13 protein-coding genes are annotated in these 12,122 nt (G+C 72.9%); 4 read left to right on the top strand and 9 right to left on the bottom strand.

Annotated features, from left to right (window positions below):
• Positions 1-29: 29 nt before the first annotated feature.
• The 4 genes from FS793_RS12685 to FS793_RS12670 all read right to left on the bottom strand — a co-directional run bounded on the left by FS793_RS12685 (position 30) and on the right by FS793_RS12670 (position 3,960).
• Positions 30-1,379, bottom strand: coding sequence for an MFS transporter (locus FS793_RS12685; RefSeq protein WP_144720880.1), 1,350 nt, complete (start codon positions 1,377-1,379; stop codon positions 30-32).
• 73 nt (positions 1,380-1,452) lie between these two features.
• Positions 1,453-1,914: a MarR family winged helix-turn-helix transcriptional regulator gene (locus FS793_RS12680; RefSeq protein ID WP_144720879.1), complete on the bottom strand. Its 462-nt coding sequence runs from the start codon at positions 1,912-1,914 to the stop codon at positions 1,453-1,455.
• 116 nt (positions 1,915-2,030) lie between these two features.
• Positions 2,031-2,918, bottom strand: a complete 888-nt coding sequence (locus tag FS793_RS12675; protein ID WP_144720878.1) for an NAD(+)/NADH kinase — start codon at positions 2,916-2,918, stop codon at positions 2,031-2,033.
• Position 2,919: 1 nt separating this feature from the next.
• The gene (locus tag FS793_RS12670; RefSeq protein WP_144720877.1) at positions 2,920-3,960 is read right to left on the bottom strand and encodes an SPFH domain-containing protein; all 1,041 of its coding nucleotides are present in this window, start codon (positions 3,958-3,960) and stop codon (positions 2,920-2,922) included.
• A gap of 94 nt (positions 3,961-4,054) precedes the next feature.
• On the opposite strand from FS793_RS12670, the gene FS793_RS12665 reads away from it, so the two are divergent.
• Positions 4,055-4,744 carry an NUDIX hydrolase gene (locus FS793_RS12665; RefSeq protein WP_144720876.1) on the top strand — a complete coding sequence of 230 codons (690 nt, stop codon included), beginning with the start codon at positions 4,055-4,057 and terminating at the stop codon, positions 4,742-4,744.
• Between the two features lie 112 nt (positions 4,745-4,856).
• Here the strand turns inward: FS793_RS12665 and FS793_RS12660 are convergent, their stop codons facing one another.
• The 4 genes from FS793_RS12660 to FS793_RS12645 all read right to left on the bottom strand — a co-directional run bounded on the left by FS793_RS12660 (position 4,857) and on the right by FS793_RS12645 (position 8,861).
• Positions 4,857-6,536, bottom strand: a complete 1,680-nt coding sequence (locus FS793_RS12660; RefSeq protein ID WP_260980160.1) for a class I SAM-dependent methyltransferase — start codon at positions 6,534-6,536, stop codon at positions 4,857-4,859.
• Complete coding sequence (locus FS793_RS12655; protein ID WP_144720875.1) at positions 6,533-7,114, bottom strand: HhH-GPD-type base excision DNA repair protein; 582 nt, start codon at positions 7,112-7,114, stop codon at positions 6,533-6,535. The genes FS793_RS12660 and FS793_RS12655 overlap by 4 nt, the downstream gene beginning before the upstream one ends.
• Positions 7,115-7,380: 266 nt before the next feature.
• Entirely contained in the window at positions 7,381-7,608 is a 228-nt protein-coding gene (locus FS793_RS12650; RefSeq protein WP_144720874.1) for a hypothetical protein, read from the bottom strand.
• Complete coding sequence (locus FS793_RS12645) at positions 7,605-8,861, bottom strand: inorganic phosphate transporter (RefSeq protein ID WP_144720873.1); 1,257 nt, start codon at positions 8,859-8,861, stop codon at positions 7,605-7,607. The genes FS793_RS12650 and FS793_RS12645 overlap by 4 nt, the downstream gene beginning before the upstream one ends.
• Positions 8,862-9,061: 200 nt before the next feature.
• Here FS793_RS12645 and FS793_RS12640 point away from each other — a divergent pair, with 200 nt between their 5' ends.
• Together FS793_RS12640 and FS793_RS12635 are read left to right on the top strand one after the other, a co-directional pair.
• Positions 9,062-9,772, top strand: a complete 711-nt coding sequence (locus FS793_RS12640) for a GOLPH3/VPS74 family protein (protein WP_186329506.1) — start codon at positions 9,062-9,064, stop codon at positions 9,770-9,772.
• 92 nt (positions 9,773-9,864) lie between these two features.
• Positions 9,865-10,134 (top strand): hypothetical protein, encoded by a 270-nt coding sequence (locus tag FS793_RS12635; protein ID WP_144720871.1) that lies wholly within the window; start codon positions 9,865-9,867, stop codon positions 10,132-10,134.
• 69 nt (positions 10,135-10,203) lie between these two features.
• On the opposite strand, the gene FS793_RS12630 is transcribed toward FS793_RS12635, so the two are convergent.
• Positions 10,204-11,046 carry a DUF4352 domain-containing protein gene (locus tag FS793_RS12630; protein ID WP_186329505.1) on the bottom strand — a complete coding sequence of 281 codons (843 nt, stop codon included), beginning with the start codon at positions 11,044-11,046 and terminating at the stop codon, positions 10,204-10,206.
• A 180-nt stretch (positions 11,047-11,226) separates the two neighbouring features.
• Here FS793_RS12630 and FS793_RS12625 point away from each other — a divergent pair, with 180 nt between their 5' ends.
• On the top strand, positions 11,227-11,943 hold the full coding sequence (locus FS793_RS12625; protein ID WP_144720869.1) for a VIT1/CCC1 transporter family protein: 717 nt from the start codon (positions 11,227-11,229) through the stop codon (positions 11,941-11,943).
• Positions 11,944-12,122 lie beyond the last annotated feature (179 nt).

Here is a 12,122-nt window from a genome sequence, read left to right as displayed (position 1 = left end):
TCGGTGCAGCGCGTGCCACGCGCCTGCGATCAGCGGTGCGCGGGCTGCTGATCCTGCTGCCGCTCGGCGGCGCGGATCGCCGACGCATCCTCGTCGAGCGCGTCGTCCACGAGCACCACGGGCTCGGCCGGCGCGTCGCCCGCGGCGGTCGGCAGCACCTGCTCGTCGGCGGCCTCGGCCGCGGCGACCGCATCCGAGATCCGGTGGCCCGACGCGACGAGCAGCACGACCGCGCCCGCGATCGCGACGACCGCGATCCAGAACGGCACGTGGATGCTCACCGCGGTGCCGACGACGCCGGCGACGAACGGGGCGAGGCCGCCGCCGAAGAAGCGCACGAACGAGTACGAGGCGCTGGCCACGGGGCGCTCGACCGGCGCCACCTGCATGACTGCCTGCGTCACGAGCGTGTTGTTGAGGCCCGAGCAGATGCCCGACACGATGATCGTCGCGACGAGCACGGCGCCGACGTCGGTGAAGATCGCCATCGCCGCGAGGTCGAGGGCCATGAGCACGAACGCGCCGATGAGCACGGGCACGAGGCCGAAGCGGCGCTCGAGACGCGGCGCGACCACGACCGCGAACAGCGCGACGAGCAGACCCCATCCGAAGAACACCATTCCGAGCGCGATGGCGTCGAAGCCGAGGATGAGTGGCGCGTAGGCCAGCACGGTGAAGAACGCCCAGTTGTAGAGCAGCGCGACGAGGCTGAGGATGAGCAGGCCGCGGTGGCGCAGCGCCTTGATCGGCGCGCTGAGCGGCAGCCGGCGCGCGGTGGTCGGGGCGTTGGGCACGAACAGGATCGTGCCGACGAGGCCGACGAGCATGAGGACCGAGACGCCCAGGAACGGCCACTGCCAGCCCGCGGAGCCGAGGATGCCGCCGAGCAGCGGGCCCACGGCGATGCCGATGCCCATCGCCGCCTCGTAGATCGCGATGGCGCCGGGCACGCCGCCCGTGGCCGAGCCGACGATGACGGCGAGGCTCGTCGCGATGAAGAGGGCGTTGCCGAGACCCCAGCCGGCGCGGAAGCCGACCATGGCGCCGATCGACGGCGAGAGGCTCGCGAGCGCCGCGAACGCGACGATGATGACGAGGCCGAGGATGAGCGTGCGCTTGCCGCCGATGCGGCTCGACACCCAGCCGGTGCCGAGCATCGCGACGGCCGTGACGAGCAGGTAGCTCGTGAACAGCAGCTCGACCTCCGCGTGGCTCGCGTGCATCTGCTCGCCGATCGCCGGGAGGATCGGGTCGACGAAGCCGATGCCCATGAACGAGATGACGCACGCGAACGCGACGGCCCAGACGGCCTTCGGCTGGTGCAGGATGCTGGGCTTCGCGTGGGCGTCCGCGGGTGCCGGTGACGTGCTGGTGGGCATGGACGGGTGTCCTCTCTCGTGACGTGCGACGGCGTCGCGAGAGGCGCCGGGGCGTGGATGCGGTGGCTGGGGGCTACCGCGCGGTGGTGGATGCGGAGGTGCGGGCGCCGACGGGAGCCGGCGCTGCGGCAAGGTGCTCGAGCGCGGGCACGGCGGCGGCGAGCGCGTCGCGCTCGCCGGGACCCAGCTCGTCGAGCACGGCACCGAGCGCGTCGGCGCGGGCGGCGCGGCGCTCGGCGCTCAGCGCGACGCCCGCATCCGTGATCGTGACGAGCACGGCACGACCGTCGCTCGGATCGTCGCGGCGCTCGACGAGCCCCTCGCGCTCGAGGCGGCGCACGAGCTGCGTCATCGCGGGCTGCGTCACGTGCTCGGCGGCCGCGAGCAGCGTGAGGCGCGTCGGCCCCTCGGTCGCGAGCGCGTAGAGCGTCGAGGCGGCGACCGACGAGAGCTCGCCGGGCAGCTCGGCGGCGCGCACGAGCCGAGCGATGCGCTCGAGCGCGGCGCTCAGGCGCACGACCTCCTGCGTTTCCATGCATCCATTATATAACGCATGCATGCATCCTGTCGAGTCAGACCGACGATCTGAGGTTCTCGGCCCCTTCTGATGTCAGAAGGGGCCGAAAACCTCAGACGGTCGGTGGCCGATGGTCAGCGGACCGTGCGAAGGGTGCGGGACGCCACGCGCAGCTCCACGCGCTGGCCCCACGACAGCGCCAGGCGGTCGGCCTCGATGCCGTCGCCGAACGCGACGAGCGCGTCCGACTCCACGCGCAGCGCGAGCGCCGCATCCCCCTCGAGCCGTCCGGCGACGAGGTCGGCGCCGGTCGAGGGGCTCGGCCACGGCTCCCGCGCGAACCACGCGAGCGCCCGCTCGGTCGGCGCGGGCAGCGCGAGCGCGGGCGCCTGGATGCGCGCGATCGATCGGCACCAGCCGCTCGCGCCCGTCCCGGTCGACACGATGACGCCCGACGACGACTGGCGCTCGACCTCGCTGCCCACCTCGAGCGCGTAGCGCGCCGACTGGTGGCCGACCTGGCCCACGAAGACCTCGTTGAGGGCGACGAGCGACTGCCCGTCGTCGACGCGCACCTCGACCATCGCGCGCTCGTCGACCTCCGCCGACCCTGCGGCGGCGGCGCGGATGAGCCGCGCGGCGTCGGCGGGCGCGTGCGGCACGAGCACGCCCGCGTTCGCCCCGGGCAGCGGATCGATGCCGACCACCGGCTGCCCGTCGAGGTACTTCGCGACGTTGGCGACGAGGCCGTCCTGCCCGACGACCACCACGACGTCGGCGGGCTCGAACACGAACCGGGCGAGCTCGGCGCGCTCCACGGATGCGCGGCGCCAGTCCGCCGGCACCGCGACGGCCACGGCGTCGAGCGCCGCCGTCGTCGCCGCGTGCCGCTGCTCGACGGGCTCGAGCGACTGCCCGCGCGTCTGCAGGAAGAAGCTCGCCTGCCCGATCGTGCCGTGCGCCGCGATGAGCTCGTCACGCTCGGTCGCGCGACGCACGACCACGACGCGAGGGGCGGCCACGTCAGCGCTCCGTCGCGAGCACCGGGGCCGGCGCGCCTGCCGTCGTGCCGCCACCCAGCAGGCCGCCGAGCACGTCGGTGAGCAGGTCGGGCGTCACCGTGAGGCGCTCGATGCTCGGCATGTTCGCCGCGAGCTGCTGCAGCGCGAGCGCCGTGAGCACCTCGGGCCGCACGTCGCGGTAGGCGTCGAGCCGGGCCCGCTCCCCCACGGCCTTCGCCTCGCCGAGCGCACGGTCGGCATCCGCCCGCGCCTCGGCGACCGTGCGCACCTTCGCCGCATCCGCATCCGCCGCGATCGCACCAGCCGCTGCGGCCTCGCCGGCCTCGCGCCGAGCGTTGGCACCGCGGCGCGCGATGAGCTCCTCCTGCCTGCGGGCGAGCTCGATCTGGTTCGCGAGCTCGTTCTCGCCGATCGCCGCCTCGCGCTCGACCGCGAGCGCGCGGCGCGCGAAGGTCGCCTTGTCGGCGTCCTCCTGGATGCGCTCGCGTGCGGGGGTCTGCATCGCGCGCTCGACCTCGGGCTCGGGCCGCAGGAGGCCGAACCGCACGCCGACGATCTCGAGCCCGAGGTCGGCGATGCGTGCGTCCGCGACCAGCGCTGCCGTGACGCGGCGGCCGAGCTCGGTGGGGTCGGCGCGCAGCGCCTGCTCGAGCGGCTCGGGCGCGAGCAGCGCGACGACCGCTGCCGCGGTGGCGCCGTGCAGCATCGCGGCGATGGCCTCGAGCGGCTGCTCGAGCCACAGGCCCATGGCCAGGTCGATCGAGAAGTCGACGCGTCGGGCGGCGAGCTCGGGGTCGGCGACGCGGTACGTGACGGTCGCGGGCGCCGTGAGCTGCTGCAGGTCGGCGGCGCGCAGCGTGACGAGCACGGGCAGGTCGCGGTCGTCGAGCGGCACCTCGCTGATCGTCGCATCGATGGCGCGGAACCAGAACGCCTGGCCCGGGCCCGCGTGACGCACGGCGCCCTTCGCGCGGTGCTGCACGTAGACGGTCGGTCCGGTGCTGCAGTGACGGATGCACGGGAAGCGGGTGATGGTGGCCATGGCGTCCTCCTCGGTCGTCGTGGTTTGTCGTCACTACGACGATAACCCCGCGGGCGGGTTGTCGTCAAGGTGACGAGATCGCTAGGCTGCCGTCGTGCCCCGCCTTCCCGCCGCGAGCGTGACCGTCGACCTCGTCGTGCTCACGATCCGCGACCGCGCGCTGCACGTGCTGCTCGTCGAGCGCGGCATCGATCCCTTCGCCGGCGCCTGGGCGCTGCCGGGCGGCTTCGTGCTCGCCGACGAGGACCTCGACGCCGCCGCGCATCGCGAGCTCGCCGAGGAGACGGGCGTCGCGCAGGGCATCCACCTCGAGCAGCTGCGCACGTACGGCGCCCCGGGCCGTGACCCGCGCGGCCACGTCGTGACGGTCGCGTGGCTCGCGCTCGCGCCCGACCTCGACGAGCCCGCCGCCGGATCCGACGCCGCCGGCGCGCGCTGGTGGCCGATGGATGCCGTCGTCGCCGGCGACGTCGCGCTCGCGTTCGACCACGCCGCGATCGTCGCCGACGGCCTCGAGCGCGCGCGGGCGAAGCTCGAGTACTCGTCGCTCGCCGCCGCGTTCTGCCCGCCCGAGTTCACCGTCGCCCAGCTGCGCGCCGTCTACGAGGCGGTGTGGGGCGTCGCGATCGACCCGCGCAACTTCCACCGCAAGGTCACGGGCACGCCCGGCTTCGTCGAGCCCACGGGCGGCACGATCGCCGAGGGTGCCGGCCGCCCCGCGCGCCTCTTCCGCCGCGGCCCGACCGAGACCCTGCATCCGCCGCTCACGCGAGCGCAGAGCTGAGGTCTTCGGCCCGATGCGAGGTCACATCGGGCCGAAACCCTCGACTCCGCGAATCCTTGAGTGGTTGTCGGCCACTTGTGACATCAAAAGTGGCCGAAAACCACAGAAGGATTCAATGGGGACGGCGGGCGACCATGAGCACGTGGGTGTCGGGCCACGGGATGGGGTCGCCCGAGGGGTCGAGCAGGGTCGCGTCGGGCGCGAAGCGGTGCTCGACCATCCACTCGTTGCGCCACGCACCCGACCGCTCGTCGACCTCGAGACCGGCGCGCTCGACGAGCGCGACCCAGTCCGACCACGACAGCGCGCAGAAGCGCTCGTGCATCTCGGACAGCCAGTTGCCCGTGTAGTGCACCTTCGTCATGAGCTCCATCGCGTCGCCCTGGCGCAGCGAGATCGTGCGCTCGTCGACGACCTCGTACGGCCACGGGCTGCCCGATGCAGCGCGGAAGTCCTGCGCGAACTGCGCGACGCGCGAGCCGACGGGCAGCGCATCGAGCACGGCGGCCACCTCGTCGTTCGACCCCGAGAGCGCGACGGCGGGCGTGCGCACGTCGCCGTCCGCGAATCGCAGCAGCACGGGCCTCGCGAGGTCGGCCGGGCCGCACACGTCGGAGTTGATCCACACGCCGCCCGGCTGCGTGTGCGCCGCGATCGCCTCCGCGAAGCGCTCGAGCGACGGCAGCCCCTCGCCGTACGACACGATCTCGTGCGTGAGCGCGAACGTGAGCGTCGTCGCGATCGAGCGGTCGGGGAACAGCGATCCGGCCATGATGTTGCGCCGGTAGAAGTACGTGCTCGGGTTCGCGAACGCGCCCTGGGCGAGCTTGTGCACGCACTCGGCGAAGAGCGGCGCTGCCACCTCGATGCCGATGAGGTCGGACTCGGCGAGCGCCGGCTCGCGCGCCGCGAGCTCGAGCATGCCGCCCGTCGCGCATCCCACGTCGACGACGCGACCCGGCACGACGAACGGCCGCGCCTGCGCCCACTTGCGCGGCGCCGCATCCTCGAACGAGCGCATGTACGAGCGGTAGTCGCGGGTCTCGGTGAGCCCGCCCTCGTCGCCGACGACGGGGTCGGCGGCGATCATGCGCGCGAGCTCGTCGAGCGCGTAGCGGTCGACGATGCCGAGGCTCGCCGCGTGCACGCCCTCGCGCCAGGCGTCGTCGCCCGGCAGCGACGTCGCGAGCGCGTCGAGATGCGCCCACGGCGGCACGGCATCCGTGCCCGCCTCGAGCGGCGCGATGCGATAGCCGAGGTCGCGGTACATCGCGGCCACCGCCTCCGTCGAGCAGGCGACGACCGCCGTCTGCGGCGTCGGCACGAGCCGGCTCGCGGTGGCGTGCTCGACGGCCTTGAGCGTGAGCTCGGCGAAGCGATCCGTCGGCGGCACGTCGACGATCGGCACGACGACCGAGGGGATGCGCTCGACGTGCGCCAGGATCTCGATCGCCGCCTCGCGCCGATGGCCGGGGAACGGGTTGCGCCTGGTCGACGCCTGGTTCGCGCTCGTCACGGCCCACACGACCACGGCGTTCGGCGCCATCACGATCGGCACGCCCGCCTCGTCGCGCTCCTCGCCGCGGAGGATGCGCCGCAGCGCCCGCACCTGGAAGTCGGTGAGCAGGTGGTGCCTGCCGGGCACGATCACCATCGATGGCGCGGACGACGGATGCGGCACGACGACCGCATCCTGCGTCTCGTGGGTGGCGGGCTCGCTGGAGGGTGCCGACGGCACGAGCGAGACGACCGGTGCAGGCTCGGACGAGGTCGCCGACTCCTCGGCGCTCACGCCTTCGCGGCCTTCGCCGCTGCCTTGGCCGCCTGCTTCGTCGCACGCACCTGCTTGAGGGAGTCGGCATCCACGATGTCGGCCACCGATCGGTACGCGCCCTCCTCGCCGTACGCGCCCGCCGCATCCCGCCAGCCCGCGCCGTCGAAGCCGCGCTGCTTGCCGAGCAGGGCGAGGAAGATGCGCGCCTTCTGGTCGCCGAACCCCGGCAGCGCCTTGAGCCGGCGCAGCACCTCGGCGCCGTCGGGGGCGTCACGCGTCCAGATCGCGGCGGCGTCGCCGCCCCAGTCGTCGACGACCGCGCGAGCGAGGTCCTGCACGCGAGCGGCCATCGAGCCGGGGAAGCGGTGCACGGCGGGCTTCTCGGCCATGACCTCCTTGAACGCGTCCTCCTCCATGCCCGCGATGCGCGCCGGGTCGAGGTCGCCGATGCGATCGTGCAGCTTCGCGGGGCCCGCGAACGCCGCCTCCATCGTGATCTGCTGGTCGAGCAGCATGCCCGTGAGCAGCGCGAACGGGTCGACGGAGAGCAGTCGGTCGGCGGCGTCGTCGCCCGTGATGTGCAGCGCGGAGGTCATGCTCTCAGCATCCCGCATCCGCCGTGCGCGCGGGAGCCGGTTGCCGCTGTCTCCCCCGCCGTTGCGAGGTGCGGCTCTGGTTGCGAGGTGCGGCTCTGGTTGCGAGGTGCGGCTCTCGTTGCGAGGTGCGGCTCTCGTTGCGAGGTGCGGCTCTCGTTGCGAGGTGCGGCTCTCCTGCTGAGGTGCGCGGAGAGCCGCACCCCGACAGGAGAGGCGCACCTCGCAACGGATGCCCGTGCGTCGACGGCGCCGAGCGCGAGCGCGCGTCAGATGCCGAAGAGCGCCTTGCCGAAGACGATGAGCACGATGCCCATGGCCGCGAGCAGCACGCAGACCGCCATGGCCGTCCAGCCGAGCACGCGGTTGCGGGGCGCCGACTGCTCGAGCTGGCGCGCGCCGAGCGCGTAGATCGTGGGGATGCCCGCGCCGAGCAGCACGCCGACGACGAGCACCGAGACGATGGAGACGAGCAGGGCCGAGAGGTCGAACATCACGCACCGTCCTTGCGGCCGCGACGCTTGCGCGGCTTCGCGACTGGCGCGATGCCCGACGCGACCGTCGACAGCTCGCGGTCGATCGCCTTCTTGCGCTCGCGCTTGGCCTCCTTGCGCTCCTCCTTGGGCATCGCATCCCACTCGGCGCCCACGTTGGCGTGGTCGACGTGGCTCTGTCGCGAGCGCAGCCACATCGCGGCGCACGCGACGATGAGCACCGCGGTGATGACGATGGAGCCGACCAGGTGGCCGAACAGCCCGGCGACGAGGAAGCAGACCGCGCCGACGGCGCCGGCGGCCGGCAGGGTGACGATCCAGGCGAGGAGCATCTTGCGGGCCACCGACCAGCGCACCGTCGCATCCGTGCGGGCCATGCCCGAGCCGATGACCGAGCCCGACGCGACGTGCGTCGTCGACAGCGGGAGGCCGAGGTGCGAGGAGGTGAGGATGATCGACGCGCTCGAGAAGTCGGCCGACATGCCCTGGCGGGGCGAGATGTCGACGATGCCCTTGCCGAGCGTGCGGATGACGCGCCAGCCGCCCATGTAGGTGCCGGCGGCGATCGCCATCGCGCAGACGATGCGGATCCACAGCGGCATGTCGGCGTCGGGGTCGAGCGAGCCGTGCGCGACGAGCGCGAGGAAGATGACGCCCATCGTCTTCTGCGCGTCGTTCGTGCCGTGGGCGAGCGACATGAGCGATGCGGCGCCGATCTGGCCCCAGCGGAAGCCGCGCTGCTCGGTGCGCGTCGAGATGCGGCGCGTGACCTTGTGCACGAGCCACGTGCCCGTGAACGCGACGAGGCCGGCGATGACCGGGGCGAGCAGCGCGGGGATGAGGATCTTCTGCGCGACGCCGCCCCACAGCACGCCCGTGACGCCGAGCGCCGCGATCGTCGCGCCGATGAGGCCGCCGAACAGCGAGTGGCTCGACGACGACGGCAGGCCGAACAGCCACGTCAGCACGTTCCAGATGATCGCGCCGGTGAGTCCGCACAGCACGATGAGCATCAACGACTCGCCGTCGACGCCCGTGAGGTCGACGATGCCGGATCCGACGGTGCGCGCCACCTCGATCGACAGCATCGCGCCGACGAGGTTGAGGGACGCCGACAGCGCCACGGCCACCTTGGGCTTCAAGGCACCGGTCGCCACCGAGGGTGCCATGGCGTTCGCCGTGTCGTGGAAGCCGTTCGTGAAGTCGAACGCCAGGGCCACGAGCACGACGATCACGAGGATCGCGAGCTCCTGCATCGACCCCGATCATTCACCATCCGTTCACCCCGTGTCGACCTGGAGTGGCGGATCGGGTGCGCGAAGGCGCGCAGATGGCGGGCCGCGGGCTGCGTGCGCACCCGACACGCACCACGCAGCCGCCGGAGTCCGGCATCCGTCGCGCGGCGTCCACCCCGCGGCGGATGCGCGCCCGACGGCCGCTGCGTAGCGTCGCAGCCATGGACATCCAGGCGACCATCCCCGAGACCGTGCTGCTGCTGGCGCTCGACGACGCATCCGGCAAGCCCGTGCTCGACGGCACGACGCTGCTGCAGACGCTCGGCGGCGCCGGACTCGCCGAGCTCGTGGTGCGCGGCCGGCTGCGGCTCGCGGAGGCGGGCGAGACCACGGCCGCGAAGCCCGGCAGCTTCGTCGCGTCCACCGCGGTCGTCGAGCCCGTGCTCGAGGCATTCGTCGAGCACGCCGAGGGGCGCACGCCGAAGGATGCGCTCGCGCGCGTCGTCGGCTGGGGCGGCACGAGGTCGGCGGCAGCGCGGCTGCGGGCCGAGCTGCTCGGCGAGCTCGTCGCCGAGGGTGCGCTCGCCCACTCGGAGACGAGGTGGCTGGGCATCGCCTGGTCGGAGCGGTGGGAGCGCGGTGCCCGCACCGAGCGCGAGGATGCGATGCAGGCGCGAGCCCGCGCGCTGCTGCAGGGCGAGGAGCCGACCGCCGCCGACGAGCACCTCGTCGCCGCCCTCGCGATCCTGCACGGCGCGAAGGTGCTGCCGAAGGTGTTCGCCGACCTCGACGCCAAGGCCCTGCAGGCGCGCGCCGACCAGCTCGCGCTCGGCTCGTGGTCGAGCGACGTCGTGCGCAAGGCCGTCGAGGCGATGCAGGTCGCGATGATCGTGGCCACGAGCGTGCCGATCGTCATCTCGACGTCGAGCTGACGCGCTCCGCGGTCGCTCGGCGCCGCTGCGCCCTGCGCGAACCGGCCGCGGATCCCAGGCTCCGACCAAGGTTGGCGGCCCACGATGGAGGCATGACCACCACCTCCGCTCGCCGTGCGAACCCCACGGCCTGGTTCGCCTTCTGGATCGGGCTCGCGGGGCTCCTGCTCATGCCCATCCCGCTCTTCATCGGCCTCATCCTCGGCGGAGGCCTGTCGATCGTCGCCGCGATCCTCGGCGTCATCGCCCTGTTCAAGGGCCTCGCCCGCGGCGGCAAGGGCATCGCGCCCGTCGTGTTCGCCGCGATCTTCATCGCCCTCACGTGGGGCGGCATCTCGATCGGCGGCGGCGTCATCTGGTAGCCCGCTCCGCCACGCATGACGCCGCCGGTCGCAGCACGCGACCGGCGGCGTTCGTGCGTGCTTGCGTGCCTAGCCGACCCAGAAGCGCAGCTCGCTGGTGAAGAAGCTCCAGGAGTCCGAGTACGAGACGTGCTCGAGGTTGGTCGTCGCTGGCACGTCGTAGTACAGCACCACGTCGACGGTGAGGCCGGGATTGACGTCCATGCCGAAGCGCGACCCAGCGATGAGCGTCTGCGACGAGGCCTCGTACTCGGCGCCAGCGATCTGGCCAGCGAAGTCTCCCCCGTAGAGGTAGATCGCGTCATCGCTCCAGTTGGCGATCGTTCCCGTCACCTCGCAGAACTGACCGAGCGCGGCATCGCCGAAGTACTGGTCGCCGACGTACGGGATGCCACAGCGCGCGCCGGTGACGGTGAAGGAGATGTTGTCCTCGTTCGTGAGCGTCTCGCCGACGAAGCCGGTGCCATCGTCCTCGACGACGGGCGCGGGCTCTGCGACCGGCTGCTGCGTCGGCGTCGGCTCGGGCGTCACGTCGGCGACCGGCTCCTGGCTCGGCGACGACTCTGCGACCGCGACCGGCTCAGGTTCCTGCGACGTCGGCGCTGCGACCGTCGGGGCAGCCTCGCTCGCTCCTGAGGCGAGCAGCGCGATGCCCGAGACCGCGACCACGATCGCGATGAGCCAGGCGAGCGGCGCGACCACGATGGCGGTGATGGGCAGCCACCTCGGTTGCGCGCGCTTCACGAGAGCGATGACCGCGAGCACGATGGCGATGCCAGCCGGGATCCACGTCAGGAACGCGGTGACGTGCGTGAACGACGACAGGAGCGCGACGCCAGCGACGATGCCGCTCGCGAGGGCCATGCCGTCCACGCGTCGCGGCGCCTGCGGCGTCGGGGCGAACTGCTGCATGGGCTGTGAAGGGACGTACGTCATGAACTGACCAGTCGTTCGAGTGCAATGAGGACGTCTCATCTTCAGACAGGCCACCGACATCCAGTCCGCGACCGGCGACATCGTGATGCGAACGTGACATGACGCCGCCGGTCGCAGCACGCGACCGGCGGCGTTCGTGCGTGCTTGGATCGCCGCATGGGCGAAGGACACGCACGACACGAGCCGCACGACGGTGGCTGGCTCGACCGGCTGAGCTGGCTGCGCGCCGGCGTGCTGGGCGCGAACGACGGGATCGTGTCGGTCGCGGCGGTGCTCGTGGGCGTCGCGGGCGTCACGACGCAGTCGGGGCCGCTGCTGACCGCAGGCGTCGCAGCGCTCGTGGGCGGCGCCATCTCGATGGCGCTCGGCGAGTACGTGTCGGTGTCGTCGCAGCGCGACAGCGAGCGCGCGCTCATCGAGCTCGAGCGGCGCGAGCTGGCCGAGGATCCCGAGGGCGAGCTCGCCGAGCTCATCGAGCTGTGGGAGCGCCAGGGCCTCGACCGGGAGTCGGCGACGCTCGTCGCGACGCGGCAGACCGAGCGCGACGCGCTGCGGGCGCACCTCACGCTCGAGCTCGGCATCGACCAGGACGACGTCGTGAGCCCATGGCGCGCGGCGTTCGCGTCGCTCGTCGCATTCACGGTGGGCGGCGCGCTGCCGCTCGCCGCCATCATGCTCTCGCCCATCGAGGTGCGCGTCGGCGTCGCGATCGTCGTCGTGCTGCTCGCGCTCGGCGTCACGGGCGCGATCGGAGCACGCCTCGGCCGCGCGCCCTGGCAGGCGGCGACGGTGCGCATCATCGTCGGCGGCGCGATCGCGCTCGCGATCACCTACGGCATCGGATCGCTGCTGGGGGTCGCCGGGGTCGGGTGACCGCCCGCCGGATCCGCGGCTGAGCGGCGCGCCGAGCGGCATGCGCCCTCGGCAGGGCGCTCTGCCGCGGATTCGGCGGCGCATGCGCCGACATCCGACCGGATCCGCCCTGACGCAGCGAGCCGTGGCCGGAGTAGCATGCTCCAGTCAGGCTGCGACGGCGCAGCCGGTGCTCGGAA

It is taken from the genome of Agrococcus jejuensis (genome assembly GCF_007679035.1).
GTDB classification, from domain to species: domain Bacteria; phylum Actinomycetota; class Actinomycetes; order Actinomycetales; family Microbacteriaceae; genus Agrococcus; species Agrococcus jejuensis_A.
Note: the sequence above shows the minus strand (reverse complement) of the source record. Positions and strands in the feature narration are given on the sequence as shown.

Coding starts and splice junctions, on each gene's coding strand:
- FS793_RS12625 (WP_144720869.1), top strand. CDS start 11,227: ATGGGCGAAGGACACGCACGACACGAGCCGCACGACGGTGGCTGGCTC.
- FS793_RS12655 (WP_144720875.1), bottom strand. CDS start 7,114: ATGACCTCCGCGCTGCACATCACGGGCGACGACGCCGCCGACCGACTG.
- FS793_RS12635 (WP_144720871.1), top strand. CDS start 9,865: ATGACCACCACCTCCGCTCGCCGTGCGAACCCCACGGCCTGGTTCGCC.
- FS793_RS12640 (WP_186329506.1), top strand. CDS start 9,062: ATGGACATCCAGGCGACCATCCCCGAGACCGTGCTGCTGCTGGCGCTC.
- FS793_RS12670 (WP_144720877.1), bottom strand. CDS start 3,960: ATGGCCACCATCACCCGCTTCCCGTGCATCCGTCACTGCAGCACCGGA.
- FS793_RS12645 (WP_144720873.1), bottom strand. CDS start 8,861: ATGCAGGAGCTCGCGATCCTCGTGATCGTCGTGCTCGTGGCCCTGGCG.
- FS793_RS12680 (WP_144720879.1), bottom strand. CDS start 1,914: ATGGAAACGCAGGAGGTCGTGCGCCTGAGCGCCGCGCTCGAGCGCATC.
- FS793_RS12630 (WP_186329505.1), bottom strand. CDS start 11,046: ATGCAGCAGTTCGCCCCGACGCCGCAGGCGCCGCGACGCGTGGACGGC.
- FS793_RS12685 (WP_144720880.1), bottom strand. CDS start 1,379: ATGCCCACCAGCACGTCACCGGCACCCGCGGACGCCCACGCGAAGCCC.